The organism is Streptomyces niveus (assembly GCF_001723055.1).
GTDB lineage: Bacteria > Actinomycetota > Actinomycetes > Streptomycetales > Streptomycetaceae > Streptomyces > Streptomyces niveus.
Genome location: NZ_MDCR01000039.1, coordinates 24,112 through 50,508 on the forward strand (window position 1 = coordinate 24,112; position 26,397 = coordinate 50,508).

At 68.8% G+C, this 26,397-nt stretch carries 24 protein-coding genes; 22 read left to right on the forward strand and 2 right to left on the reverse strand.

Annotated features, from left to right (window positions below; all coding sequences use genetic code 11):
* Window positions 1-19 precede the first annotated feature (19 nt).
* Window positions 20-874: an endolytic transglycosylase MltG gene (gene mltG / locus BHU15_RS05550; RefSeq protein WP_069626134.1), complete on the forward strand. Its 855-nt coding sequence runs from the start codon at window positions 20-22 to the stop codon at window positions 872-874.
* Between the two features lie 15 nt (window positions 875-889).
* On the opposite strand, the gene BHU15_RS05555 is transcribed toward mltG, so the two are convergent.
* Window positions 890-1,948, reverse strand: coding sequence for an NAD(P)-binding domain-containing protein (locus BHU15_RS05555; protein ID WP_069626135.1), 1,059 nt, complete (start codon window positions 1,946-1,948; stop codon window positions 890-892).
* Between the two features lie 116 nt (window positions 1,949-2,064).
* On the opposite strand from BHU15_RS05555, the gene BHU15_RS05560 reads away from it, so the two are divergent.
* The 21 genes from BHU15_RS05560 (at window position 2,065) to gyrB (ending at window position 25,885) form a co-directional block, all read left to right on the forward strand.
* Window positions 2,065-2,487 (forward strand): YjbQ family protein, encoded by a 423-nt coding sequence (locus tag BHU15_RS05560; RefSeq protein ID WP_069626136.1) that lies wholly within the window; start codon window positions 2,065-2,067, stop codon window positions 2,485-2,487.
* A gap of 180 nt (window positions 2,488-2,667) precedes the next feature.
* Entirely contained in the window at window positions 2,668-3,321 is a 654-nt protein-coding gene (gene novE, locus BHU15_RS05565; RefSeq protein ID WP_165821709.1) for a novobiocin biosynthesis transcriptional regulator NovE, read from the forward strand.
* 75 nt (window positions 3,322-3,396) lie between these two features.
* Entirely contained in the window at window positions 3,397-4,485 is a 1,089-nt protein-coding gene (gene novF / locus BHU15_RS05570; protein WP_069626137.1) for a prephenate dehydrogenase NovF, read from the forward strand.
* Between the two features lie 105 nt (window positions 4,486-4,590).
* On the forward strand, window positions 4,591-5,547 hold the full coding sequence (gene novG, locus BHU15_RS39075; protein ID WP_069626138.1) for a transcriptional regulator NovG: 957 nt from the start codon (window positions 4,591-4,593) through the stop codon (window positions 5,545-5,547).
* A gap of 195 nt (window positions 5,548-5,742) precedes the next feature.
* Window positions 5,743-7,545, forward strand: coding sequence for a novobiocin biosynthesis protein NovH (novH, locus tag BHU15_RS05580; RefSeq protein WP_218028043.1), 1,803 nt, complete (start codon window positions 5,743-5,745; stop codon window positions 7,543-7,545).
* Between the two features lie 3 nt (window positions 7,546-7,548).
* Window positions 7,549-8,772 (forward strand): cytochrome P450 NovI, encoded by a 1,224-nt coding sequence (gene novI / locus BHU15_RS05585; protein ID WP_069626139.1) that lies wholly within the window; start codon window positions 7,549-7,551, stop codon window positions 8,770-8,772.
* A gap of 19 nt (window positions 8,773-8,791) precedes the next feature.
* Entirely contained in the window at window positions 8,792-9,580 is a 789-nt protein-coding gene (gene novJ / locus BHU15_RS05590; RefSeq protein ID WP_069626140.1) for a short-chain reductase NovJ, read from the forward strand.
* Window positions 9,577-10,311, forward strand: coding sequence for a short-chain dehydrogenase/reductase family protein NovK (novK, locus tag BHU15_RS05595; RefSeq protein WP_079127918.1), 735 nt, complete (start codon window positions 9,577-9,579; stop codon window positions 10,309-10,311). Before novJ ends, novK begins: the two co-directional genes overlap by 4 nt.
* Window positions 10,312-10,317: 6 nt before the next feature.
* On the forward strand, window positions 10,318-11,901 hold the full coding sequence (gene novL, locus BHU15_RS05600) for an 8-demethylnovobiocic acid synthase (protein WP_069626142.1): 1,584 nt from the start codon (window positions 10,318-10,320) through the stop codon (window positions 11,899-11,901).
* Window positions 11,902-11,914: 13 nt separating this feature from the next.
* Window positions 11,915-13,054 carry an L-demethylnoviosyl transferase gene (novM, locus tag BHU15_RS05605; RefSeq protein ID WP_079127919.1) on the forward strand — a complete coding sequence of 380 codons (1,140 nt, stop codon included), beginning with the start codon at window positions 11,915-11,917 and terminating at the stop codon, window positions 13,052-13,054.
* Window positions 13,055-13,082: 28 nt separating this feature from the next.
* Entirely contained in the window at window positions 13,083-15,116 is a 2,034-nt protein-coding gene (gene novN / locus BHU15_RS05610) for a decarbamoylnovobiocin carbamoyltransferase (protein WP_069626144.1), read from the forward strand.
* A gap of 230 nt (window positions 15,117-15,346) precedes the next feature.
* Window positions 15,347-16,039, forward strand: a complete 693-nt coding sequence (gene novO / locus BHU15_RS05615) for an 8-demethylnovobiocic acid C(8)-methyltransferase (RefSeq protein WP_078494423.1) — start codon at window positions 15,347-15,349, stop codon at window positions 16,037-16,039.
* Window positions 16,040-16,083: 44 nt separating this feature from the next.
* Entirely contained in the window at window positions 16,084-16,872 is a 789-nt protein-coding gene (gene novP, locus BHU15_RS05620; RefSeq protein ID WP_069626145.1) for a demethyldecarbamoylnovobiocin O-methyltransferase, read from the forward strand.
* Between the two features lie 29 nt (window positions 16,873-16,901).
* Entirely contained in the window at window positions 16,902-17,873 is a 972-nt protein-coding gene (gene novQ, locus BHU15_RS05625; protein WP_079127921.1) for a 4-hydroxyphenylpyruvate 3-dimethylallyltransferase NovQ, read from the forward strand.
* Window positions 17,870-18,682 carry a bifunctional oxidative decarboxylase NovR gene (gene novR / locus BHU15_RS05630; RefSeq protein WP_023543301.1) on the forward strand — a complete coding sequence of 271 codons (813 nt, stop codon included), beginning with the start codon at window positions 17,870-17,872 and terminating at the stop codon, window positions 18,680-18,682. Before novQ ends, novR begins: the two co-directional genes overlap by 4 nt.
* Window positions 18,679-19,545: a dTDP-4-keto-6-deoxy-D-glucose reductase NovS gene (novS, locus tag BHU15_RS05635; protein ID WP_069626147.1), complete on the forward strand. Its 867-nt coding sequence runs from the start codon at window positions 18,679-18,681 to the stop codon at window positions 19,543-19,545. Before novR ends, novS begins: the two co-directional genes overlap by 4 nt.
* Window positions 19,546-19,578: 33 nt before the next feature.
* Window positions 19,579-20,589: a dTDP-glucose 4,6-dehydratase NovT gene (gene novT, locus BHU15_RS05640; protein WP_069626148.1), complete on the forward strand. Its 1,011-nt coding sequence runs from the start codon at window positions 19,579-19,581 to the stop codon at window positions 20,587-20,589.
* 51 nt (window positions 20,590-20,640) lie between these two features.
* Entirely contained in the window at window positions 20,641-21,903 is a 1,263-nt protein-coding gene (gene novU / locus BHU15_RS05645; protein WP_069626149.1) for a C-methyltransferase NovU, read from the forward strand.
* A 61-nt stretch (window positions 21,904-21,964) separates the two neighbouring features.
* Window positions 21,965-22,858, forward strand: coding sequence for a glucose-1-phosphate thymidylyltransferase RfbA (rfbA, locus tag BHU15_RS05650; protein ID WP_069626150.1), 894 nt, complete (start codon window positions 21,965-21,967; stop codon window positions 22,856-22,858).
* Complete coding sequence (novW, locus tag BHU15_RS05655; protein ID WP_069626151.1) at window positions 22,855-23,478, forward strand: dTDP-4-dehydrorhamnose 3-epimerase NovW; 624 nt, start codon at window positions 22,855-22,857, stop codon at window positions 23,476-23,478. Before rfbA ends, novW begins: the two co-directional genes overlap by 4 nt.
* Window positions 23,479-23,851: 373 nt before the next feature.
* Complete coding sequence (gene gyrB / locus BHU15_RS05660; protein ID WP_069626152.1) at window positions 23,852-25,885, forward strand: novobiocin-resistant DNA topoisomerase (ATP-hydrolyzing) subunit B; 2,034 nt, start codon at window positions 23,852-23,854, stop codon at window positions 25,883-25,885.
* 22 nt (window positions 25,886-25,907) lie between these two features.
* Here the strand turns inward: gyrB and BHU15_RS05665 are convergent, their stop codons facing one another.
* Window positions 25,908-26,396, reverse strand: a complete 489-nt coding sequence (locus BHU15_RS05665) for a hypothetical protein (RefSeq protein ID WP_069626153.1) — start codon at window positions 26,394-26,396, stop codon at window positions 25,908-25,910.
* Window position 26,397: the final 1 nt, after the last annotated feature.

Below are 26,397 nucleotides of genomic sequence, written 5' to 3' on the forward strand. Positions count from 1 at the left end.
TCCGGGTTAGCGTGCCCGCATGATGAACGAGCCCCGACGAGCGGCATCCGGGCGCGGGCCCCGACTGACCCGCCGTGGCAGAGTGGTCCTGATCGTGGCGGCGGTGGCCGTCGCCGCCGCCGTGGCCGTACTCGTCCCGTTGCTGCGCACCGGGGGAACACCCGAGGGCGAGCCGAAGAAGACCGTGTCGCTGCTCGTCCCCGAGGGGCGGCGGGCGACCCAGGTGTACGCCTCCGTCGACAAGGTCCTCGGCGTGCCGCCCGGCACCACCGCGAAGACGGCGACCGGAGCCCGGCTCGAACTCCCCGGCGCCGCCCGGCACAACCCCGAGGGATATCTCTTCCCGGCCACCTATCCGGTCGACGAGGGCGCGACCCCGGCCGGTCTGCTCGGCTACATGGTCGACACGGCCCGCCAGCGCTTCGGCTCCGAGCGCATCACCGAAGGCGCGCGGCGCAACGGGGTGAGCGTCTATCAGACCGTGACGATCGCCAGCATCGTGCAGGCCGAGGCCGACACACCCGCCGACATGGGCCGGGTGGCGCGCGTCGTGCACAACCGACTGGCCAGGGACATGGCGCTTCAGATGGACTCGACCCTCAACTACGCCCTGAACCGCAGCACACTGGACACCACGCACTCCGACACGAAGACGGCCAGTCCCTACAACACCTACGAGTCCAAGGGTCTGCCGCCCACACCGATCGGCAATCCGGGGGAGGAGGCGATGAACGCGGCGATCAACCCCACGCGCGGCGACTGGCTGTACTTCGTCACGGTGGCGCCTGGGGACACCCGCTTCACCGCCGACTACGCCGAACACCGAAGCAACGTCGAGGAGTTCAACGCCAACCGGAGTACCCCGACCGACTGAGCCGTGTACGCGCCCTCAGACGAGGACCGGATCCCGCTCCAGCAGCGCCCGGATCTCCCGTACGGCGGCGCGCCCCGCCCGGTTGGCGCCGATCGTGGAGGCCGAAGGCCCGTACCCGACCAGATGGACGCGCTCGTCGCGTACGGCACGCGTGTCCGCCACCCGGATCCCGCCGCCGGGCTCGCGCAGCCGGAGCGGCGCCAGATGGTCGATCGCCGGGCGGAAGCCGGTGGCCCAGAGGATCACATCGGCGTCGACGTGCCGCCCGTCGTCCCAGACCACACCCGACGGGGTGATCCGGTCGAACATCGGCAGCCGGTCGAGCACCCCCCGCTCCCGCGCCCGGGTGATCGCCTCGTTCACCGGCAGTCCGGTCACCGACACCACGCTGCGGGGCGGCAGCCCGGCGCGTACCCGCTCGTCCACCAGCGCCACCGCGGCCCGCCCCTCCTCCTCGCCGAACGGCCCTTCCCGGAAGACCGGCGGCCGGCGCGTGACCCACGTCGTCGCGGCGGCCACGTCCGCGATCTCCATCAGATGCTGGGTCCCGGAGGCCCCGCCGCCGACGACGACCACCCGGAGCCCGGCGAACTCGCCGGGCCCCGGGTAGTCCGCTGTGTGCAGTTGGCGGCCCCGGAAGGTCTCCTGGCCCGGATAGCGCGGCCAGAACGGCCGGTCCCAGGTGCCGGTGGCATTGATCAGCGCCCGCGCCGACCAGACGCCGTCCGACGTCTCGACGCGCAGCCGCCCACCGTCGCCCTCCCGTACGGCCGTCACGTCCACGGGCCGGTGTACGCGCAGGTCGAACCGCTTCTCGTACGCGGTGAAGTACCCCCCGATCACCTCGGACGAAGGCCGGGACCCATCGGCGCCGGTCAGCTCCATGCCGGGCAGCGCGTGCATGCCGTGGATCTTCTCGTACGTGAGTGAGTCCCACCGGAACTGCCAGGCGCCGCCCGGCCGCGGGGAGTGGTCGAGGGTGACGAAGTCCCGGTCGGGCACGAGCCCGGAGCGCCGCAGATGGTAGGCGCTCGACAGACCGGCCTGCCCCGCGCCGATGACCACGACGTCCATGTCCTGTATTCCCCGCGCCGCTGCCGCCCCGAAGTCGTTCACCTTTCTACTAACAGCGGAGGGGGCGCGGATCATCCCGGACGCGAACCCGCCGCCGGGACGGCAGGATGGACCTCATGTCCGACGCCTTCACCACCACGATCGTGAGCCTCACCACCGGCACCGACGAGACCGTCACCGATCTGACTCGCGTGTGCGAACAGTTCCTCCACGAGAGCGCTGCCGGCCGGGACGGCCTCCTCAACATCTTCGTCCCGCACGCGACAGCCGGCGTCGCGGTCATCGAGACGGGCGCGGGCAGCGACGACGACCTGCTCGCCGCGCTGCGCACCCTGCTCCCGGCGGACAACCGCTGGCGACACCGCCACGGCTCCCCGGGCCACGGCCGCGACCATGTCCTGCCGGCCCTGGTCCCGCCCCACGCGACCCTCCCGGTGATCGCCGGCCGACTGGAACTGGGCACCTGGCAGTCGGTCTGCCTGGTCGACACCAACACCGACAACCCGGACCGGTACGTACGGCTGAGCTTCCTCGGCTGAGCCGGGACCGTCCCGGCGACGGCAGCCGCGCATTCCAGCCAGATCGCTCACACACCGTCAACAAGTGAACCCAAAGCGTTTCGAATCGCGAGTAATCTGATGATCGGTTGATCGAAGCGGCGTGTCTGCGATGGACCGAGGGCACGCCGGTCCGCTTGTCCCGAGGGGAAGAGAGGCATCGTGGTCGCGTCTGGTCGGACAGCTTCGAAAGGGCGGGGAAACGGCGCCACTCCGGTGAGGCCGACGGCAGGGGACGCGACCCCCGTTGACAGCGGACAACCGAGCGACACCACGTATGGCGGCCTGGAAGTCTCGGCCGAGAGGACCAGACTTCGGATCCCGCGGGACCTCTCCTTGGAGGCCTGGTGCCGTCTCGGCGGAAGGATCCTCGCGGTGTGCGATTCATCGGTGTGGTGGATCGGCGACTGGCTGGTGTTCGGACAGAACCAATACGGTGACCGATACCGCCGGGCGATGAAAGAGACCAAGCTCGACTACCAGACACTGCGCAATTACGCCTGGGTGGCGAGAAAATTCGAGCCGTCTCGCCGGCGAGACAGCCTCACGTTCCAACATCACATGGAAGTGGCGGCTCTCTCGGAAGCCGAACAGGACCACTGGCTCGATTTCGCGGTCCGACTGAATTGGTCGAGGAACGAGCTGCGCAAACAGATCCGGGCCAGCTTGTCGGGCGAAGAAGACGACCTCCGGTGCGAGGTCCAACTCAACCTCCAGTTGGACGAGTTACGTCTCGAACGGTGGAGGGAGGCGGCGCGGGGGAGCAATCTGACTCTGACGGACTGGATCCTGTCCGTCGTGGACGGGGCCGTTTGACCGGACGCACTCCGATCCATTTCGCGGCCTCACGGCTTCGCCGCGTGACGGTCTCGAAGGGATTGCGGGAGATCAATGCGCACGGCCGTGATAATCGGGACCGGAATGATCGGCACATCCATCGGTCTGGCGCTGCGGAAGCAAGGCGTCGACTCCTACCTCATGGACACCAGTCCCGTCGCACTGCGCATCGCCGAAGCAGTCGGCGCCGGGACGGCCGAGGAACCGCCGGAAACGGTGGACCTGGCGGTGGTCGCCGTACCACCGGTCCACGTGGCACCGGTGATCGCCTCCCACCAGTCGAGGGGAACCGCCCGCTTCTACGTCGACGTGGCCGGTGTGAAGGTCTCCACCCGGCGTGAACTGGACGCACTGGGCTGTGACCTTGCCACGGTGGTGGGCGGTCATCCGCTGGTGGGACGGCCGGGGTCGGGCCCCCTGGCGGCGCGGGGCGACCTGTTCGACGGACGGCCGTGGGCGCTCGTCCCCGCGGTGGGAACAGACGCCGCCGCACTGAACCGCGCTCTCGAACTGGTCGCCGCCTGCGGCGCGATACCGGTCGTCCTGGACGCCGAGGCGCACGACAGGGCGATCGCTCTCGGCACACTCGTCCCCCAGATCGCCCTCACTCTCGTCGCCGCTCGCCTCACGGAGGCGGACAGTGGCGCGTTACGGTTGCTGGGCAGCGTGTGGTCGGAGATACCTCAGCTCGTCGGGGTCGACTCCGCCACCTCGTGGACACAGGTCCTCGCCGCGAACGCGGCTCCGGTCGTGGGTGAACTGGAGAAGCTGAGCCGGGACTTGGCGAGCCTGTTGGAGACGCTCAGAGGTGTCGCCGACGGGGACGGCTCGCTCGCGGAGCCCGACGGGCGACTGCTGGAGTTCATCCAGCGTGGCATCGACGGCTCCAACCGCGTTCCCGGAAGGTACGGGATCCCCACGGAGACCGCGCTCGCGGACGTCGACGTGTCCGTGGACGACCGGCCGGCCGAGCTGGCCCGCCTCTTCGACGACGTGGCCGGCGCCGGGGTGGTGATGCGCGGCATCGACATCTCGCAGCGGCCCGACAGCCCCGACCGTACGGTCACCATTTCGGTCACCCCGCGCGACGCCGAGAACCTCCTGCACGAACTGCGCCGCAGGAAGTGGCCGGCGAACTCCTGACGTCGGGAAGGGCGTTGCCGCCCGGCGGTGGATGGGCGATGAACGTGCTTTGATGCTGATGAGCGTGCCGATCCGGACCAGACCATTAAGTCCTATGGGGGTTACATGACCAACAGCGGCGATGAGGAGATAACGCCGGCTTCGCTCAAGGCAACCAGAAAGGGGGAACGGGTCTCGATCGGTTCACTATTACCGCCGTCCGAACTGGTACGGTCCGGCGAAAGCACCGAACACATTCGAGTGCTCGCCGAAACGGACGAGGATCTGCCACCCATTGTCGTGCACCGTGGGACCCGGCGGGTCGTCGACGGAATGCACCGGCTGTGGGCGGCTCGTTTCCGAGGCGACGAATCGATCGAGGTCGTATTCGTCGACGGCTCCCCGGCCGATGTGTTCGTTCTCGCGGTCGAGTTGAACCGTGCGCACGGCCTGCCGCTCACGCTGGACGAGCGCAAATCCGCCGCCGCCCAGATCATGGATTCACACCCGCACTGGTCCGACCGCAAGATCGCACGGACCACCGGACTGGCGGCCAGCACCGTCGCGTCGCTGAGGTCGTCGTCCACCGCCGGCACGGTCGGGCGCAGGACCGGCCAGGACGGCCGGAGCCGGCCCAACGACGGTACGGACGGACGGCAGCGCGCCGCCGCCCTGCTGGCCCGGAATCCGAACGCGTCGCTTCGCGAGGTGACCAGAGCCGCGGGGATCTCGGTCGGCACCGCCAGCGATGTGCGCGCCAGACTGCGGCGGGGGGAGCCGGCGCTCACCGCCCGGCAGCAGGCCGTGATGAAACTGCGCCCCGCCGCGGCTCAGCGGAGCGGCCCGGACTACGGCCGCGTACTGGAAAACCTGCGCAAGGACCCGTCGCTGCGCTTCACCGACCTCGGCCGGCGCCTGCTCCGCCTGCTCGACGGCTCCGTCCCCGGCAGTGTCGAGCAGATCGCCCAGATCGCGGACGGCGTGCCGGAACACTGCCGGACCGTGGTGGTCGACATGGCCCGCGAGTGCGCCGCCGCCTGGCAGCATCTCGCCGACCAGCTCGCCGACCGGGACACCGCCTGACGTTCAACTGCTCGAATCATTCGGTTGAACACCACCGCATGGCATTTGCCTCTTGAACCGTCCCGGTGCGATGCGGAGGATGTTTCCGGGGCGGTTGTCGGTGCGAGCTGTCCCGGGAGTCGCCTTTTCGCGCAGAATTCCCCTTCGGTCATCCGGGGAGTACGTTCCAATGTCATGGAGACTTAAGGGGGAAGTTTGTTCAACACACGTGCGAACAAAGCTTCTGATCAGTCGCCGACAATACCGACGGAATCGGCCACCCTGGCCGAACTCTGGGAGCGGACGGTACGAAGTCGGCCGAGCAGCCCGGCAATTGTCACCAACGGCGAGACCCTGTCCTACGACGAGGTCAACGCCAGGGCGAACCGGCTGGCACGACTGCTGCTCGACGAGGGGGCGGGCCCGGGCCGTCTGGTGGCACTGGCGCTGCCCCGCTCCAGTCATCTGGTGATCAGCGTGCTTGCCGTGGCCAAGGCCGGCGCGGTGTTCCTGCCGCTGGACGTCAACCACCCGCGGGAGCGGCTCTCGTACCAACTCGCCGATGCCCGGCCCGCGTTGCTGTGCACCGTCCGAAGCGCCGCCGCGAGACTGCCGGACGGCATCGAGATGCCGCGGGTGCTGCTGGACTCGCCCGAGCGCACCGCCGTACTCGACGCACTGCCCGACACCGACCTGACCGACGACGAACGCGGCGGACCGCTCGCCGCGACGGACCTGGCCTACGTGATCTACACCTCCGGCTCGACAGGCCGGCCGAAAGGCGTCGCGCTGACCGGCGCCGGGTTGCCGGCCCTGGCAGCGGCCAAGGTCGCCGCGATGCGGGTCACCGGGGACAGCCGGGTGCTCCAGTTCGCGTCGCCGGGCTTCGACGCCTACCTGACCGAACTGCTGGCCGCGTTCACCGCCGGTGCCACTCTCGTGGTGCCGGGAACGGACACGCTCGCCGGTGACCCGCTGCGAAGGGCCTTGCGGGACGGCCGGGTGAGCCACGCTGTGCTGCCGCCCGCGGCGGTCGCGACCATGTCCCCGGACGCGGTGCCCGACCTGCGCGTGCTGGTGGTGGCGGGCGAGGCGTGCCCGGCCGGCCTGGTCGAACGGTGGGCGCCCGGCCGCCTTCTGATCAACGCCTACGGTCCGACCGAGTGCACGGTGTGCGCGACCATGACCGGCCCGCTCACCCCGACGGACGAGGTCACCATCGGCCGGCCGATTCCCGGCGTGTCCGTGTACATCCTCGACGCCGAACGACGCCCGGCCGCGCCCGGAGAGATCGGCGAGTTGTACCTCAGCGGTGCCGGGCTGGCCCAGGGCTACCTCAACAGCCCCGACCTGACGGCCCAGATGTTCGTACCCAACCCGTTCGCCGCCGACGGCGAACGGATGTACCGCACGGGCGATCTGGCCTCCAGGCGGGCCGACGGCGACATCCTCTTCCACGGCCGGATCGATGATCAGGTCGAACTGCGCGGATTCCGCGTCGAGTTGGGAGAGGTGGAGTCCGTACTCAGCCAACATCCGGACGTGGCACAGGCGGTGGCCGCGCTGTGGACCGATCCGGCCGAGGGGCCGCAGTTGGTGACGTACGTCGTCCCGGCACCCGGCACCACGCCGTCGGCGGGCGAACTGCGTGAGCACGCCGGCCGCTTCCTGCCCGACTTCATGGTGCCGTCGGCATTCACGACCATCGACGCCGTTCCCCTGACTCCCGGCGGAAAGACGGACCGGGCCGGGCTGCCGGATCCGGTGAAAGCCACCCAGCCTGCCGGACTTGGCCCGCGTACTCCTGCCGAGAAGGTCCTCTGTGACATATTCCGGGACCTGTTCGACCTTGTTGAGATCGACGTGCGCAGTAATTTCTTCGAAATGGGCGGGAACAGCATTCTGGCTGTCGACCTCATTCAGCGAGCGCAAGAAGCCGGCTTGACGCTCATGCCGAGGACCGTGATCGACCACCCCACCATCGAGCAACTGGCCGCGATAGCGACCCTCGAGGAGTGAGAGATGAGCACCCGTCCCACGGTGTCCCCCAGCGAACTCGAACAGATCGACCTGGCATCACCGGTCCTGCACGCCGAGTACGAACTGGACGAGATCTTCCGCCACCTGCGCGCCGATGAGCCGGTGTACTGGCAGCAGCCACGGAACGAGCAGCCCGGCTTCTGGGTGATCAGTCGCCACGCCGACGTGAACGAGGTGTACAAGGACAAGGAGCACTTCACGACGGAGCACGGCAACGCGCTGGCCACTTTGCTGACCGGCGGTGACTCTGCCTCGGGCGCCATGCTCGCCGTCACCGACGGAGTGCGCCACCATCAGGTGCGCAACGTGTTGTCCAGGGGCTTCTCGGCGCGGATGCTCGACCTCATCGCCCACACGCTGCAGGAAACCGTGGACGGTCTGCTGCTGGCGGCACTGGAGCGAGGCGAATGCGACGCCGCGCAGGACATCGCGGCGGACGTGCCACTCGGGGCGATCTGCGACCTGCTGGAGATTCCCCACGCGGACCGGAAGTACCTGCTCGGTCTGACCTCGCACGCGTGGAGCACGGACTACGCGGACGAGCCTCCCGAGGAGAGCTGGGTCGCCAAGAACGAGATCCTGCTGTACTTCAGCAAGCTGCTCAAGGAGCGTCGCGGTGGAGTCCGGGAGGACATGGTCAGCCTGCTGGCGAACTGCCGGATCGACGGCGATCCGCTCAAGGCGGCCGAGCAGATGGCCAACTGCTACGGGCTGATGATCGGCGGCGACGAGACCGGCAGGCACGCCATCACCGGCACGATCCTCGCGTTGATCCAGAACCCCGACCAGTGGCGTGCGCTGAAGAACGGCGACGTCGATCTGAACACGGCGACCGAGGAGGCCCTGCGCTGGACCGTGCCGTCGCTGCACGGAGGCCGGAAGGCGACCGGAGACGTCGTGATCAACGGCCGGCGGATCAACGCCGGCGATGTGGTCAGTGTGTGGATCTCCTCGGCCAACCGTGACGAGACCGTCTTCGACGCGCCGGACGAGTTCAACCTCGCCCGCACCCCGAACAAGCACTTCACCTTCGCGTACGGCTCGCACTACTGCCTCGGCCACTACCTCGGCCGGATGGAGGTCTACGCCGTGCTCGACGGGCTGCGCCGGCTGGTGGGCGACCTGGAGCAGATCGGCGAGGAGCGATGGATCTACTCCAGCATCCTGCACGGGATGAGCTCACTGCCGATCAGGATCACGGGCTGAGGGGCGGGGAGGCGTGCGGATGACGAGCCCGGCCGATGCGACCACCGAAGTCGCTGTGTCTCAGGAGTCGGTCGCCATGGTCACCGGAGCCGGCCGGGGCATCGGCGCGGCCACGGCCGAGCGCCTCGCCGCCGAGGGCATGGCGGTGATCGTCGTGGACCGCACCGAACAGGACACCCGGGCCACGGTCGCGGCCATTCGCACGGCCGGCGGACGGGCCCGCGGGATCGGCTGTGACGTCGCCGTGGCCCAGGCCGTGACGGCCGCGGTCGCCACGGCCGTCGAGGAGTTCGGCCGCATCGACGTACTGGTGAACTGCGCCGGGATCAACCGGGACCGGCTGCTGCTCACCATGGGCGATCAGGAGTGGGACACGGTCCTGGACGTCAACCTCGGCGGCACCATGCGATGTTCGTTCGCCGTCGGCCGGCACATGCGCCGGCAGGGGCACGGCCGGATCATCAACTTCAGCTCCGTGGCCGCGCGCGGCAATGCCGGCCAGACCAACTACGCGACCGCCAAAGGCGCGATCGCCGGGTTCACCCGTACGCTCGCGGCCGAACTGGGCCCGCACGGCGTGACGGTCAACGCCATCGCACCGGGCTTCGTGGCCACGCCGATGGTGGACGAGCTGGCCGAACGGCTCGGCGGGGACCGGGACTCGGTCATGTCGGAGGCGGCGAAGTCCTCGGCAGTGGGCCGGATCGGGACGCCCGAGGAAATCGCCGCGACCGTGGTCTTCGTCGCCCGGCCGGAATCGGGCTACCTCACCGGCGAGACCGTTCACGTCGACGGCGGTCGGCCATGACACGAGTGGCGGTCGTGGCCGGCGGCGGCGAGCACACGGGGCCCGCGGTCGCGCTCAGGCTGGCGGCGGGGGGCTTCGACGTCGCCCTGCTGGGCTCCGAGTTCACGTCGGCCGACAAGACGGTCAGGCGCGTCGAGGAGTACGGCAGGCAATGCGTCACCGTGCGGGCCGAGTTGAGCGACGCCAGATCCGTCGCGGTCGCCTTCGGCCGGGTACGTACGGCGTTGAGCGGCCCGGCCGTACTGGTCACCTGCGTCGGACCGCAGCCGCTGCCGGACGGGTTGCCCGAGGACGAGAGCGCGGACGAACAGCGCTACACGGCGGTACGGCGGGCGCTGCGCCCGGTGTTCGTGTGCTGCCAGGCCGGGGCCGGCCAGCTGCTGCGCCACCGGTGGGGACGGATCATCATCGTCACCGAGCCGGCCGACGCCGACGGGAACACCTGGCGCACCAGCCGGCCGGTGCTCGACGGGCTGATCGGTTTCACCCGGTCCGCGGCGCTGGAGCTGGCGAGGTCCGGGACCACCGTGAACCTCGTCGCTCCGGCCGACCGCGCCGCCGACAGCCGGGCCCCGGCCCACCGGGCGGCGGGCGACGACAGCGCGGGCTCCTACGCGGACGGGGTCGCGCACGTGACGGAGTTCCTGGTCGACGAGCGAGCCGTCGGAATCACCGGGCAGGCGATCCGTGTCGCCGCCCGGGCGGACGTACCTCTACTTCGCGAAAGGTAGCCACTGGTGGCGAACAAGGATCACGCACCGGAGCACTACGTCACCCGCATCCTCGCCGAGGCGACCCTTGACGGCGCGCGACCGGTCGTCCGGTGGCGGGACACGGTCATCACCGGCACCCAACTCGACCGATCGGTACGGCGCGTCGTGACGGCACTGCGCGAGGCAGGTGTGGCACGCGATCACGCGGTGGCCGTCCTGACCCAGGTCAACAGTCCATGGATGCTGATCGTCCGCTACGCCGCGCACCTGGTGGGCGCGTCGGTCGTGTACATCACCGGCGCCAACCACGGCATCGTGACGCACGAACTGCCGGTGGCCACCCGGGTCCGGATGCTGCGTGAAGCGGGCGCGTCGGTGCTGGTGTTCGACGAGAGCAACGCCCAACTCGCCGAGACCGTCGACGAGACGGTGCGGGACAAGCTGGTGCTGTGCGGCCTCGGTCATCCGGCGTCCGGCACGGTGAGCGTCGACGGCCGGCCTGTCGATGACGTCTCGGTGGACTTCACGCCCGAGGCGCCCGAGCTGGCCATGGTGCTCTACACCAGCGGCACCACCGGTCAACCCAAGGGCGTGTGCCGGTCGTTCGGGTCGTGGAACGCGGCGGCGCTCCGCGGGGCGGCGTATCCCCGGCCGGTCTTCCTGACAATGACCGCGGTGAGCCAGACAGTCGCGATGATCGTCGACACGGTGCTGGCCGCCGGCGGGAGCGTGCTGCTGCGCGAGAGGTTCGATCCCGCCGACTTCCTGCGGGATGTCGGAGAGCACCGCGTCACCGAGACGTTCATGGGCGTGGCGCAGCTCTACGCGATCCTCGGGCACCCGGACGCTCGTACCGCGGACCTGTCCTCGTTGCGCCACGTGTTGTATCTCGGCTGCCCCGCGTCACCGGAACGCCTGCGGGAGGCGGCCGCACTGCTGCCCGGCGTACTGGCCCAGTCGTACGGCTCCACCGAGGCCGGCCGGATCACGGTGCTCCGCGCGGCCGACCACGAACGTCCGGAACTGCTGGCCACCGTGGGCCGGGCGGTGCCGGGGGTCACCATCGCCATCCGCGACCCGGAAACAGGACACGACCTGCCGGTCGGCGAGATCGGCGAGGTCGTGGTGCACGGCCCGGAGGTCATGGCCGGCTATGTCGCCGATCCCGAGCACACCGCGCGGGTGATCCGGGACGGCTGGGTGCACACCGGCGACTTCGGTTCCGTCGACGAACGCGGGTACGTGCGGCTGTTCGGCCGGATGCGCGAGGTGGTCAAGGTGCAGGACACGCGGGTCAGTCCGACCGAGGTGGAGAAGGTGCTCGTCGGCTGTCCCGGTGTGGTCGACGCGTGCGTGTACGGCCACCGCGGGCCGGACCTCATCGAGGAACTGCACGCCGCCGTCGTACTGGGCACCGAGGGCGCTCCGAGCTTTGACACTCTGCGCGACCACGTCGCCCGGGCCATGACCCCGACACACGCCCCGATCCGGTTCGTACGGTGGCGGCGGTTCCCGATCAACAACACCGGCAAGGTGAATCGGCTGCGGGTCCGAGAGGTCAGCGCCGAGGCCCGCGGTGACAGCCCGGACGTCCTGGTGGACAGGTGAGGTGGGTCATTCGATGAGAGTGCTGTTGACGAGTCTGCCCGGCATCGGCCACCTGTTTCCCATGGTGCCGCTGGGCTGGGCGCTCCAGGCGGCCGGGCACACCGTCCTGGTCGCCACGGACCGGGAGTTCCTCCCGGTGGTGACCGGGGCGGGACTGTCCGCCACGGCCGTACTGGACCCGGTCGACCCGGTCGAGCTGTTCAAACCGGTCGAACCGTTCGGCGATCCGCTGAGCCCGGCCGAGCGGACCGGGCACCGGTGCGCCGAGGCCGGTGTCCGGGCGCTGCCCGCCATGCGCGCACTCGTGGACGTGTGGCACCCGGACCTGGTGATCGCCGAGCCCATGGAGCTGGCCGGGCCCGCCGCGGCGACGAATGCCGGGGTGCCCTGGGTACGGCACTCCTACGGGCTGATCCCGCCGGGGCCGCTGCTGAGCGTCGCGGCCGAGGTTCTGGACGCCGAACTGGCGGTACTGGGGCTCTCCGCGCTGGCGAAACCGGCGAGGACGATCGACGTGTGCCCCGACAGCCTCCGGCCTTCGGACGGAGTGGCGACCGTGCCCATGCGGTACGTGCCCTACAACGGCCCGGCCGGCGTACCCGACTGGCTGTTGGCCGGGCCCCCTGCCCGGCCCCGGGTCTGCCTGACGCTGGGCACGTCCCTGCCCCGGCGTGATCCGCACGTGGCACCGCTGTGGCGGCTGCTGCTGGATGAACTGGTGGCCCTGGGCCAAGAGGTGGTCATCGCCATCGACGAGAGCCACCGGCCCCTGCTGGGCCACCTGCCCGACGGCGTGCGCGCCGCCCGGATCCCGCTCTGCGACCTGCTGCCGACGTGCACCGCGATCGTGCACCACGGTGGCTCGGGGAGCACCATGGCGGCGGCCTCCTTCGGTGTGCCGCAGCTGGTGGTTCCGCACTTCGCGGACCACTTCACCAACGCGGAGCGACTCACCGCCGTCGGCGCGGGTCTGAGCCTGCCGCACGACACCGACGACCTGGCACGGATCAGCGCGGCCTGCGAGCTGATCACCGGAGACGGCCCGCACCGCGCGATCTCACGCCGTCTCGCCGACGAGAACGCCCGCCGACCGACCCCGGCCGTGGTGGCCGAGGGCCTGGCGGCCGAACAACGGTCAATGACTCCCGCGTGAAAGCGCCGTGCTCGCAGATTGGAACGACATGCTCATTCTTGGCCTGAACGGGAATGTGTCCGCAGCGGGCGCCGATGTGGTGCCGAACCTCAACGAGCTCTACATGCACGACGCCGCCGCCACACTGGTCCGCGACGGAGTTCTCGTGGCGGCGGTGGAGGAGGAGCGGCTCAACCGGATCAAGAAGACGACGAAATTCCCCAGCAACGCGATCCGGGAATGCCTCGCCGCCGCGGGTGCGAAACCGGCGGACGTCGACGCGATCGCCTACTACTTCCCCGAAGACTTCTTCGACGACATATTCCAGCAGCTCTACACCGAGCATCCGAGCGTGCCGACGCGGTACTCGCGCGAGATGATCCTGGAGCGTCTTCGCGTCGACCTCGGCTGGGCGGCTCCGCCGGACATCCTCCACTACGTGCCGCACCACCTGGCCCACGCGATGTCGACGTACTACCGGTCGGGCATGCGCGAGGCACTGGTCGTCGTCATGGACGGGGCGGGTGAGCGCAACTGCACCACGATCTACCGGTCGGACGGGGCCGAGCTGTTCGAGATCGCGTCGTACCCGGTGCCGAAGTCGCTCGGCATGTTCTACCTGTACGGGACCAGACACCTCGGCTACGGCTTCGGCGACGAGTACAAGGTGATGGGCCTCGCCCCGTACGGCGACCCGTCCACCTACCGCGACGTCTTCTCGACCCTGTACTCGCTCGGTCCGAACGGCACCTACGAGTTGATCCCGCGCGGGGGAGTGGTCTTCAGGATGACCACGATCCTGCGGGAGCACGGTCTCCAACCCCGCCGTCGCGGTGAGCCGTTCACCCAGGCGCACATGGACTTCGCGGCGAGTGTGCAGGAGACCACCGAGCAGATCGCGATGCACGTGATCGGCTACTGGGCACGCTCCACGGGCCTGCGGAACCTGGCCTTCGGTGGCGGCGTCGCCCACAACTCGACGCTCAACGGCCGCATCCTCACCTCCGGCCTGTTCGACGAGGTGTTCGTCCATCCGGCGTCGCACGACGCCGGATCCAGCGAGGGCGCCGCACTCGTGGTCGCGCGGGAACGCGGCGAACGCGTATGGCCGCTGCCCCGGTTGACGAACGCGAGCCTCGGCCCGGATCTGGGCGACGTCGACTCGCTGGAGCGGACGCTCAAGTCGTGGAGCCCGCTCGTCGACGTCGAGCGTCCCGACGACATCGTCGAGGCCACCGCGCACCTGCTCGCTGCCGGCGAGGCGATCGGCTGGGCGCACGGCCGCTCGGAGTTCGGGCCGCGCGCGCTGGGCAACCGCAGCATCCTCGCCGACGCGCGCCCCAAGGAGAACCAGACGCGCATCAACGCCATGGTGAAGAAGCGCGAGAGCTTCCGCCCGTTCGCCCCGGTCGTGACCGCGGAGGCGGCCGGTGACTACTTCGATCTGCCGGAGACCGTGGGACACCACGACTTCATGTCGTTCGTCGTGCAGGTGCGGGCGGACCGCCGGGAGTTGCTCGGCGCGGTGACCCATGTCGACGGCAGCGCGCGCGTCCAGGTCGTCACCGAGGAGACGAACCCGCGATTCCACCGGCTCGTCACGCGCTTCGGTGAGTTGACCGGCACCCCCGTGCTGCTCAACACCTCGTTCAACAACCACGCCGAGCCGATCGTGCAGTCCGTCGATGACGTCCTCACGAGCTATCTCACGACGAGCCTCGACGTGCTCGTGATCGAGGACTTCGTGGTTCGCAGGCGGACCGAACTGCCGCTGGCGCTGGAGGACTTCACCATCGGCTTTCGCCCGGTGACCAGGCTCGTCCGCCGGCTCGCCGACGTGTCGGCGGGCAGGCCGGGCGCTCCCGAGGTCTCGCACGAGATCTACCTCGACCACACCTCCGGACCGCGTGCGACGATCTCGGCCGCCATGTACGAGCTGCTCACCCACGCCGACGGTGTCACCCCGCTGGGCAGCCTCGGCATCGAGCTGACCGGAGAGCTCCTGACAGAGCTGTACGACCTGTGGCAGGGGCGCTTCGTCACCGTCGCCCCCGTGGGGGACGGTGCCGGATCCGCACCGTGAATGGTGCGGATCCGGGCCGGGAATGGGCCGTCGCGGCCGTACAACTGCCCTTTCATTTCGGAATACACCGGCCCTGTGTCCGTGTAGGCTCAATTCAGGATTTATCGGCGGCGGTCGGAGGAAGTCGGCGAGTGTGGAATGTCAGCCACCGCCGACCTCAATTTCCCCCACCGTGATCTACGCCAATCATGTTCAGATCAGCTCACTGACCCAACACGAGGGGCATCGAGATGAAGATTGAAGCGATTACGGGATCCGAGGCCGAAGCATTTCACCGGATGGGGTCCCAGGCGTCCCACAGGTACGACGAATTCGTGGATCTGCTTGTCGGGGCCGGCATCGCCGACGGCCAGACCGTGGTCGACCTGTGCTGTGGCTCGGGCGAGCTGGAAGTCATCCTCAGCTCCCGGTTCCCCTCGCTGAATCTGGTCGGTGTCGACCTCTCGGAGGACATGGTCCGTATCGCCCGGGAGTACGCGGCCGAGCAGGGCAAGGCGCTCGAATTCCGGCACGGCGACGCGCAACTCCTGGCCGGTATGGAGGATCTGGCCGGGAAAGCGGACCTGGTGGTCTCGCGGAACGCGTTCCACCGGCTCACCCGGCTGCCGGCGGCGTTCGACACCATGCTGCGCCTGGCCAAGCCGGGAGGGGCCGTCCTCAACTGCTCCTTCATACACCCGAGCGACTTCGACGAGTCCGGGTTCCGGGCGTGGGTCACGTTCCTCAACCAGCGGCCCTGGGACTCGGAGATGCAGATCGTCTGGGCGCTGGCTCACCATTACGCGCCCCGGCTCGACGACTACCGCGAGGCCCTGGCCCAGGCGGCCCGTGAGACGCCGGTGTCCGAGCAGCGCGTCTGGATCGACGACCAGGGATACGGCGTTCCCACGGTCAAATGCTTCGCCCGCCGGGCCGCCGCCTGAGCGGCGGAATTGTCCCGAACAGAGCGCCTGGACCCGAGTGAGGGGTGGCACCTATCGTGGAAACCGCGAAGGAAACGAACAGCGACTCATCGCTGTATCTGGACCTCATGATCAAAGTGCTGGCCGGGACGGTGTACGAGGATCCCGCGCACCGGGAGAACTTCTCGCACCGCGATTCGACGTACCGGGAAGAAGTCCGCAACGAGGGACGCGACTGGCCCGCGAACGCACACACGATGATCGGAATCAAACGCCTCGAGAACATCCGGCAATGTGTCGAGGACGTCATCGGCAACAACGTACCCGGCGACCTCGTGGAAACCGGCGTATGGCGTGGGGGAGCCTGCATCCTCATGCGGGGAATTCTGCGCGCCCATGACGTGCGGGACCGCACAGTCTGGGTCGCCGACTCCTTCCAGGGCATTCCCGACGTCGGTGAGGACGGCTACGCCGGCGACCGGAAGATGGCGCTGCACCGGCGAAACTCGGTGCTCGCGGTCTCCGAGGAAGAGGTCCGGCGCAACTTCCGCAACTACGACCTGCTGGACGAACAGGTCCGGTTCCTTCCCGGCTGGTTCAAGGACACGCTGCCCACCGCGCCGATCGACACGCTCGCCGTGCTGCGGATGGACGGGGACCTGTACGAATCCACCTGGGACACCCTGACCAATCTCTACCCGAAGGTGTCCGTCGGTGGCTATGTCATCGTCGACGACTACATGATGTGCCCGCCGTGCAAGGACGCGGTCGACGAATACCGCGCGAAGTTCGACATCGCCGACGAACTGATCACGATCGACCGCGACGGTGTCTACTGGCAACGCACCCGGTAATTCACTGTGAGTTGATCACGGAGGAATTCATGCCCGCACTCCCGATGAATCAAGAATTCGACCGCGAACGCTTTCGCGTCGATTTACGCGCCACCGCCGCCGCGATCGGCGCGCCCGTCACCCCCCGTGTCACCGACACGGTCCTCGAGACCTTCCGTGACAACTTCGCCCAGGGCGCCACCCTGTGGAAGACCACCAGCCAGCCCGGGGACCAGCTGTCGTACCGGTTCTTCTCCCGTCTCAAGATGGACACCGTCGGCCGGGCCGTCGACGCCGGGCTGCTCGACGGCACACATCCGACCGTGCCCATCGTCGAGGACTGGAGCGACCTCTACGGCGGCACGCCCGTGCAGTCGGCCGACTTCGACGCCGGGCGGGGAATGGCCAAGACCTGGCTGTACTTCGGCGGCCTGCGGCCGGCCGAGGACATCCTCTCCGTCCCCGCACTGCCGGCGCCGGTACAGGCCCGGCTGAAGGACTTCCTCGGACTGGGCCTGGCACATGTCCGGTTCGCGGCGGTGGACTGGCGCCACCGGAGTGCGAACGTCTACTTCCGCGGTCAAGGCCCCCTGGACACCGCTCAGTTCGCCCGCGTCCACGCCCTGTCCGGCGGCACACCACCCGCCGCGGATGTCGTGGCGGAGGTCCTCGCGTACGTGCCCGAGGACTACTGCGTCGCCATCACCCTCGACCTGCACACCGGCGCCATCGACCGGGTGTGCTTCTACGCCCTGAAGGTCCCCAAGGACGCGCGGCCACGCGTCCCCGCCCGCATCGCCACGTTCCTCGAGGTCGCGCCCAGCCACGACCCGGAGGAGTGCAACGTCATCGGCTGGTCGTTCGGCCGCAGCGGCGACTACGTCAAGGCCGAACGCAGCTACACCGGGAACATGACGGAGATCCTGTCCGGCTGGAACTGCTTCTTCCACGGCGAGGAAGGCCGCGACCACGACCTGCGCGCGCTTCAAGACACCGGATCGATCACCGGAGGTGCCCGATGAGCGAGGCTCTGGCGAACATGCCCGGAGACGACTACTTCCGTCAGCCGCCGGTGTTCGACACCTACGCCGAGCACCGCGCCTATCTCAAGTTCCGGCACGCCGTCGCGCTGCGGCACTTCGCCCGCCTCGGCTTCGACCAGGACGGCCTCGCCGGACTGATCACCGTCGCCGACCCGGAACACGCCGACACCTACTGGGCCAATCCGCTGGCCCACCCCTTCTCCACCATCACACCGGCGGACCTGATCCGCGTCGACGGCGACAGCGCCGAGACCGTCGAAGGCCAACGCCGGGTCAACATCGCCGCGTTCAACATCCACGCCGAGATCCACCGCGCACGCCCCGACGTCCAGGCCGTCATCCACCTGCACACCGTCTACGGCCGAGCCTTCTCCGCCTTCGCCCGCAAGCTCCCTCCGCTGACCCAGGACGCGTGCCCGTTCTTCGAGGACCACGAGGTGTTCGACGACTTCACGGGTCTGGTGCTCGCCAAGGACGACGGGCGCAGGATCGCGAAACAGCTGCGCGGGCACAAGGCGATCCTGCTGAAGAACCACGGTCTGGTCACCGTCGGGGAGACACTCGACGCGGCCGCCTGGTGGTTCACGCTCCTGGACACCTGCTGCCATGTCCAGCTGCTGGCGGACGCGGCCGGGAAGCCGGAGGAGATCCCCGCGGAGGTCGCACGCCTGACGGGCCGGCAGCTCGGCTCGCACCTGCTGGGCTGGAACAGCTACCAGCCCCTGCACGAGGCAGCCCTGGCCCGTGACCCCGACCTGGCGACCATGGAGCCCGCGCTCCCGTCATGACGGATCGCTGGCTGGTCACCGGTGCGGCGGGAATGCTCGGGCGAGATCTGGTGGCGCTCCTGCGAGGGCTGAACGAACCGGTGGTCGCCATCACCCGGCACGATCTCGACATCACCGACCGCCTCTCGGTCCGGGCCGTTGTCGACAGGCACCGGCCGACGACCATCGTCAACTGCGCCGCCTGGACACGATTCGGCGAGGCGGAGGCCGGCGAATCGGCGGCCCTTCTCGTCAACGGAGGAGGGGCCCGGGAGCTGGCCGCGGTATGCCGTGATCGATCGATACGGCTGGTCCACCTCTCCACCGATTACGTCTTCGACGGCACGAGCCGCCGCCCCTACGCCGAAAGCGCGGTCACGAGCCCGATCAACGCGTACGGCCGGACGAAGCAGGCCGGCGAACAGGCGGTGCTCGACCTGCTGCCGGACGACGGCACGATCGTACGAACCGCCTGGCTGTACGGGCGGCACGGCATGAACTTCATCCGCAAGATGGTCCGGCTGGAGCAGCTGCGCGAGACCGTGGACGTGGTGGACGACCAGTGGGGCCAGCCGACCTGGACCGTGGATCTGGCACAGCAGATCGTGGCACTCGTCCGGCACGGTGCGTCCGGCGTGTTCCACGGAACGAGCGCGGGCGAGGCCACCTGGTACGACCTCGCCCGCATGACCTTCCGGCTGCTCGGCGCGGACCCCGGACGAGTGCGCCCGGTGCCCAGCGACCGGATCGCCGGCGGTGAACTGCGGCCCCGGTACACGGTGTTGGGGCATGACGCCTGGCGGGAGGCCGGGCTGACACCGATCCGGCACTGGACCACCGCTCTGACGCAGGCGTTCCCCCTGCTGAACGCCGATGAATCGTAGTAGTCCTCGACCGAGAGAAAGGAGGGGCCGCAGATGCGAATTCTGGTGACGGGCGGCGCCGGCTTCATCGGCTCGGAATTCGTCCGGGCCACCTTGCGCGGAACTCTGCCGGGCTCATCGGGAACTCAGGTCACCGTTCTGGACAAGTTGACGTACTCCGGCAACGTGCTGAACCTCGCGCCGATCGCGGACCTGCGCAACTACCGTTTCGTGCGGGGCGACATCTGTGATCAGGACCTGGTGGACGACGTGGTCGCCGGTCACGACGCGATCGTGCACTTCGCCGCCGAGACACATGTGGACCGCTCGATCGGCAGCGCCGCCTCGTTCGTCCGCACGAACGCGATGGGCACCCAGGTACTGCTCGAAGCGGCCTCCCGCCACCGGCTGGGACGGTTCGTTCACATCTCGACCGACGAGGTGTACGGATCGATCCCCGAGGGCGCCTGGGACGAGGAGTCCCCGGTGGCCCCGAACGCCCCGTACGCGGCGGCCAAGGCGGCGGGAGACCTGCTGGCGCTGGCCTGGCACCGGACCCACGGGCTCGACGTCGTGGTCACCAGGTGCACCAACAACTACGGGCCGTACCAGTATCCGGAGAAGCTGATCCCGCTGTTCACGACCAACGTGATGGACGGTCAGCAGGTCCCGGTGTACGGCGAGGGCCACAACCGCCGGCAGTGGCTGCACGTCTCGGACCACTGCCGCGCCATCCAGCTGGTGCTCCTCGGTGGCCGGGCCGGGGAGGTCTACCACATCGGCGGTGGCACCGAGTTGACCAATCTCGAACTGGCCGAACAGATCCTGAAGTCCTGCGGTGCCGGCTGGGACATGGTCCGGCACGTGCCGGACAGGCCGGGGCACGATTTCCGCTACTCCCTGGACACCACCAAGATCCGTACAGAACTCGGTTTCTCGCCCCGGGTCGCGTTCGCGGACGGGCTGGTGGAGACCGTGGAGTGGTATCGCGACAACCGGGCCTGGTGGGAACCGCTCAAGAGTCCCGACGAAGCCACGGGTTCACCCGGCGACGCCGGCAGATGACGGCGTGACCGGGAAAGGCCGGCGGGTTTCGTCCATGAGGGGAAGGAAGAAATGCAGGACATAGTGCGGCCCATCGACGAGTGCCGGGTGTGCGGACACGACGATTGGCTCGATGTCGTCTCGTTCGGGTCGACGCCACTGGCCGGAAACCTGCTCGGCGACGAAGACGACGCGGGGGGCGAGACCCTGTTCCCGCTGGACGTCGTGGTGTGCCGGCGATGCTGGCTGATGACGCTGCGCCATGTCATCGAACCGGACGTCCTCTTCGGTCACTACCGTTACGTCGCCTCGGACGCGGGCTCGATCATCCAGCACATGCGGAAGCTCGTCGACCTGTGTGTCGAGCGGATCGGACTGACCGACGGAGACCTCGTCGTGGAGTTCGGCAGCAACACCGGCGCGCATCTGGAGCTGTTCCGGCAGGCCGGCCCCCGGGTGGTCGGCGTCGATCCCGCGCGCAATCTCGCGGGTGTCGCCAACGACCGCGGCGTGGAAACGATCCCCGCCGGTTTCACCGCCGAAGTCGGTGAGGAGATCGCGACCAGGCACGGCCTGGCACGACTGGTGTACGGGCGCCAGTGCTTCGCCCATATCCCGGACATCCACGAAGTCCTCAACGGGGTATCGGCCCTGCTGGCTCCAGACGGTCTGTTCTTCGTGGAAGTTCCCTATCTGGTGGAACTGCTCAAGAACAATCAGTTCGACACCATCTTCCACGAACACTTCTCCTACTTTTCGCTCGGCTCCCTGTGCACGCTGTTCGAGTCGCACGGCCTGCGCGTCGTGGACGTCCATACGGCCGATGTGCACGGCGGCTCGATCGTGGTCTTCGCCGCCCCGGCCGCCGCCGACCACGAGGTGCGGCCGGCCGTCGCCGAGATGCTCGCGGAAGAGCGGAGCCAGGGCATCGCGGAGGAGCGGACCTACCGGGAGTTCGCCGATCGTACGGAACGGGTGCGCGCACAGATCCGGGAACTGGTACGCGGCGTGGTGGCGGACGGCAAGACCGTGGCGGGATACGGCGCACCGACCAAGGGCAGCGCACTGCTGGCCGCCTGCGGGCTCGGACATCAGGAGATCCGGTTCTGCAGCGACACAACCGTTCTCAAGCAGGGGAAAATACTTCCGGGGTCCAGAATTCCGATCTGGTCACCGGAACAGGCGGCCGGCCATGTACCGGACTACTACCTGCTGTTGGCCTGGAACTACGCACCGGAGATCATCGACAACGAGAAGGAATTCCTGGAGAACGGCGGCCGATTCATCGTTCCCATACCCGAACCGCGGGTGATATCGGCGGAGTCGACGCTGTGACATCGAAGGCCGCGCCGACGGCGAGGTTCAGATGGTGCCGGATCGCCGAGGGGGTCGCTGGTTGAGGGGAATCCTGCTCGCGGGCGGTACCGGCTCCAGGCTGTGGCCGGTCACCCGCGCCATCTCCAAGCAGCTGATACCGGTCTTCGACAAGCCGATGATCTACTACCCGCTGACCACGCTGATGATGGCCGGCGTACGCGAGATACTCGTGATCACGCGCCCCGACGACCAGCGCCAGTTCCGTCATCTCCTCGGCGACGGCTCGCAACTGGGCCTGCGCCTCGAGTACGCCGTCCAGGAGCGGCCCGAGGGCATCGCGCAGGCGTTCGTCCTGGGCGCCGAGTTCATCGGCGACCAGTCGGTGGCCCTGGTCCTCGGGGACAACATCTTCCACGGCGCGGGCCTGGGAACCCGGCTGCGGCAGTACAACGACCCCGCCGGGGCCCGGATCTTCGCCTACGTCGTGGCCGACCCCAAGGCGTACGGGGTGGTGGAGTTCGACGAGGCCGGAAGGGCCGTCTCCATAGAGGAGAAGCCGGCGCGTCCCAAGTCGCGGTACGCCGTACCGGGGTTGTACTTCTACGACAACCGGGTGCTGGATGTCGTCCACGGCCTGGTGCCGAGCCGGCGCGGCGAACTGGAGATCACCGCCGTCAACGAAACGTATCTGAAGTGGGGCCAGTTGCGGGTCACCACGCTCGACCGGGGCACCGCCTGGCTGGACACGGGAACGTTCGCCTCCTTGGTCCAGGCATCGGAGTACGTACGAGTCGTGGAGGAACGGCAGGGCCTCAAGATCGGCTGCGTGGAGGAGGTCGCCTGGCGCTGCGGCTTCATCGGGAACGACCAGTTGCGGGATCTCAGCCGCCCGCTGCTCAAGAGCGGCTACGGCCGGTACCTCCTCGATCTGCTCGCCGATCACGAGGAGTTGAAGGAGGTGAAGCCGTCGTGAGACTTCGCCCGCTCGGTATCGAGGGTGTCTGGGAGATCACCCCCGAGCAGCGCGCCGATCCGCGGGGGGTCTTCCTGGACTGGTATCACGTCGACCGGTTCGCCGAGGCGATCGGCCGCCCCCTGCGGCTGGCCCAGGCCAATCTGTCGGTGTCCGTCCGCGGGGTGGTGCGCGGCATCCACTTCGTCGATGTGCCGCCGGGGCAGGCCAAGTACGTGACGTGTGTGCGCGGCGCGGTGTTCGACGTGGTGGTGGACCTGCGCGTCGGCTCGCCGACGTACGGGTGCTGGGAAGGCACCCGGCTCGACGATGTCAGCCGTCGTGCCGTCTACCTCTCGGAGGGCATCGGGCACGGCTTCTGCGCGATCTCGGACGAGGCCACGCTGTGCTATCTGTCTTCGGGGACCTACGACCCGGCGACCGAGCACGGTGTGCACCCGCTCGATCCCGAACTGGCCATCGACTGGCCCACCGGGACGCCGCTGCTGTCCCCCCGCGACCAGGACGCGCTCCTGCTCGCCGAAGCCCGGGACGCCGGCCTGTTGCCGACCTACGCGACCTGTCAGGCCGTCACGGTGCCTTCACCGGCGCCGGGTTCGGTCGGAGACCCGGGCCCGTGATCTGACGCAGCGCGACTGGCGACTGCGGAGGGTCATGTCGGAAATAGTGTCCGGGACGCTGTCCGGCAAGGCGTCAGGGAACCCTTCAGGCGGCCCTCTCCCGTCTTTTCGACAGGGGAAGGCAGGGGGGATCGACTTATGTGGTGCGGGAGCCGCACGGCGGCGCGCAGAGGTGCTCTCGTTCCGGCGGCAAGGGGTGGCGTCGGTATTGTCTTCAGCGTCCCGATGGTCGGCGGCGGCCGGCGTCCCGAGGGTTTCGCGAGCCCCGGGGCCCAGGTCGGGCTGCCGTGCCGCGCCTCTCCCCCCCAGTTCTCCGGCTGCTTCCCGCACGTGGTGCGGGAGCCGGGTCTGCCATGCCCGAAAGAGAGTTTCCGTGACTTCTTACGACACCCGCACCGCCACCGACACCCCCGGACCCCAACTGCCCGGCCAGGTGGGGACGGCGTCGTACGACGCCGACGCGATCACCGTGCTGGACGGCCTGGACGCCGTACGCAAGCGGCCCGGGATGTACATCGGCTCCACGGGGGAGCGGGGGCTCCATCACCTGGTGCAGGAACTCGTGGACAACTCGGTGGACGAGGCACTCGCGGGGGTGGCCGACCGGATCGACGTGACGGTCCTGGCCGACGGCGGGGTGCGGGTGGTCGACAACGGCCGCGGCATCCCGGTGGGGATGCACCCGGTGGAGAAGCGGCCGGCCGTCGAGGTCGTACTGACCGTGCTGCACGCGGGCGGGAAGTTCGGGGGCGGCGGGTACACGGTCTCCGGCGGACTGCACGGCGTGGGTCTGTCGGTGGTCAACGCCCTGTCGGCCAGGCTGTCGGCGGAGATCTGGACGGACGGCCACCGCTGGACGCAGGACTACCGGGACGGCGCTCCCACCGCCCCACTGGTCCGCCGGGAGGCCACCTCCCGCACGGGCACCTCACTGACCTTCTGGGCGGACGGCTCCATCTTCGAGACCACCGACTACTCCTTCGAGACGCTGGCCAGGCGTTTCCAGGAGATGGCCTTCCTCAACCGTGGGCTCACGCTGACCCTCACCGACGAACGGGCCTCCGCGCGCGCCACGGCCGCGACCGACGAGGTCCACCCGGACCCGGCGGCGAAGACGGTCTCCTACCGCTACGACGGCGGCATCACCGACTTCGTCGCGTATCTCAACTCCCGCAAGGGCGAACCGGTCCATCCCTCGGTCGTCACCATCGCCGCCGACGACACGGAGCGGCTGCTGTCGGCCGAGATCGCGCTCCAGTGGAACGGCCAGTACACCGACAGCGTGTACTCGTACGCCAACGCGATCCACACCCACGAGGGCGGCACCCACGAGGAGGGCTTCCGTACGGCCCTGACCACCGTGGTCAACCGCTACGCGCGGGACAAGAAGCTGCTGCGGGAGAAGGACGCGAACCTCGCCGGCGAGGACATCCGTGAGGGGCTGACCGCGATCATCTCGGTCAAGCTCAGAGAACCGCAGTTCGAGGGCCAGACCAAGACCAAACTCGGCAACACGGAGGTGCGCACCTTCGTCCAGAAGGTCGTCCACGAGCATCTGACCGACTGGTTCGACCGCAACCCGAACGAGGCCGCGGACATCGTGCGCAAGGCCGTTCAGGCCGCCACGGCCCGGGTCGCGGCCCGTAAGGCGCGGGATCTGACCCGCCGTAAGGGCCTGCTGGAGACGGCGTCGCTGCCGGGCAAGCTGTCGGACTGTCAGTCGAACGACCCGGCGATGTCGGAGATCTTCATCGTCGAGGGAGACTCCGCCGGCGGCTCGGCCAAATCCGGCCGCAATCCGCAGTACCAGGCGATCCTCCCGATCCGGGGGAAGATCCTCAATGTCGAGAAGGCGCGGATCGACAGGATTTTGCAGAACCAGGAGATCCAGGCGCTCATCTCCGCGTTCGGCACGGGTATGCACGAGGACTTCGACATCGCCAAGCTCCGCTACCACAAGGTCATCTTGATGGCGGACGCCGACGTCGACGGCCAGCACATCAACACCCTGCTGCTGACCGTCCTGTTCCGCTTCATGCGGCCACTGATCGAGGAGGGGCACGTCTACCTCTCGCGCCCGCCGCTCTACAAGATCAAGTGGAGCCGGGACCACGTCGAGTACGCCTACTCCGACCGCGAACGCGACACGCTGCTGGAACTGGGCCGTCGGGACGGCCGCAGGGTCAGGGACGACTCCATCCAGCGCTTCAAGGGCCTCGGCGAGATGAACGCCGAGGAACTGCGCGTCACCACCATGGACCCCGACCACCGGGTGCTGGGGCGGGTCGCCCTCGACGACGCGGCCGTCGCCGACGACCTCTTCTCGGTTCTGATGGGTGAGGACGTGGAAGCCCGCCGCCACTTCATCCAGCGCAACGCCAAGGACGTCCGCTTCCTCGACATCTGACCCCGGGCGGCGCTCCGCGGGATCAGCGGGTGGCCGGCGCCGGTTCCTCCAGCGTGGCCACGACCATGACCGGGAGGTCGGTGTCCTGCTGGATCACACCGGCGCTCAGCACCCGCCCGTCCTGCAGCCACTTCCGTACGGCGATGAATTCCTCCTCGTCCGCCGCCGTCAGCCCGGCCTCCGCGAGGTGGCCGGCGAGCGGGGAGTCCTCGATCTCGGGGAGGAACCGGGCCAGCACCCGCTCGCCCTCGTCGTAGACGGCCTCCAGGTCGTCGAAGTAACCCGACGCGTCGACATCGCGGATCCAGACGGTGAACGAGACCCGGACCTCCCCGTCGCCGAACACCTGGGTCCAGCCGTGGACGCCGTCCTTGTCCCAGGACGTCTCCACACCCTCGCCGGGCCTGCCCCCGGGCGACCACCCCAGGGCCGCGAACCTCGCCGCCGCTCCCTCGCGGGTCAGGGGGACCAGACCCGTCAGTTCTTCGAGCATCGCGCTCACCGCTGTCATG

Bases quoted from the DNA above. Each gene is read 5' to 3' on its own strand.
- novI (WP_069626139.1), top strand. From the start codon at position 7,549: ATGAGCACCCGTCCCACGGTGTCCCCCAGCGAACTCGAACAGATCGAC.
- novO (WP_078494423.1), top strand. From the start codon at position 15,347: ATGAAGATTGAAGCGATTACGGGATCCGAGGCCGAAGCATTTCACCGG.
- novS (WP_069626147.1), top strand. From the start codon at position 18,679: ATGACGGATCGCTGGCTGGTCACCGGTGCGGCGGGAATGCTCGGGCGA.
- novK (WP_079127918.1), top strand. From the start codon at position 9,577: ATGACACGAGTGGCGGTCGTGGCCGGCGGCGGCGAGCACACGGGGCCC.
- novT (WP_069626148.1), top strand. From the start codon at position 19,579: ATGCGAATTCTGGTGACGGGCGGCGCCGGCTTCATCGGCTCGGAATTC.
- mltG (WP_069626134.1), top strand. From the start codon at position 20: ATGATGAACGAGCCCCGACGAGCGGCATCCGGGCGCGGGCCCCGACTG.
- novQ (WP_079127921.1), top strand. From the start codon at position 16,902: ATGCCCGCACTCCCGATGAATCAAGAATTCGACCGCGAACGCTTTCGC.
- novN (WP_069626144.1), top strand. From the start codon at position 13,083: ATGCTCATTCTTGGCCTGAACGGGAATGTGTCCGCAGCGGGCGCCGAT.
- novF (WP_069626137.1), top strand. From the start codon at position 3,397: ATGCGCACGGCCGTGATAATCGGGACCGGAATGATCGGCACATCCATC.
- BHU15_RS05555 (WP_069626135.1), bottom strand. From the start codon at position 1,948: ATGGACGTCGTGGTCATCGGCGCGGGGCAGGCCGGTCTGTCGAGCGCC.
- novU (WP_069626149.1), top strand. From the start codon at position 20,641: ATGCAGGACATAGTGCGGCCCATCGACGAGTGCCGGGTGTGCGGACAC.
- BHU15_RS05560 (WP_069626136.1), top strand. From the start codon at position 2,065: ATGTCCGACGCCTTCACCACCACGATCGTGAGCCTCACCACCGGCACC.
- novJ (WP_069626140.1), top strand. From the start codon at position 8,792: ATGACGAGCCCGGCCGATGCGACCACCGAAGTCGCTGTGTCTCAGGAG.
- BHU15_RS05665 (WP_069626153.1), bottom strand. From the start codon at position 26,396: ATGACAGCGGTGAGCGCGATGCTCGAAGAACTGACGGGTCTGGTCCCC.
- novR (WP_023543301.1), top strand. From the start codon at position 17,870: ATGAGCGAGGCTCTGGCGAACATGCCCGGAGACGACTACTTCCGTCAG.
- novG (WP_069626138.1), top strand. From the start codon at position 4,591: ATGACCAACAGCGGCGATGAGGAGATAACGCCGGCTTCGCTCAAGGCA.
- novM (WP_079127919.1), top strand. From the start codon at position 11,915: ATGAGAGTGCTGTTGACGAGTCTGCCCGGCATCGGCCACCTGTTTCCC.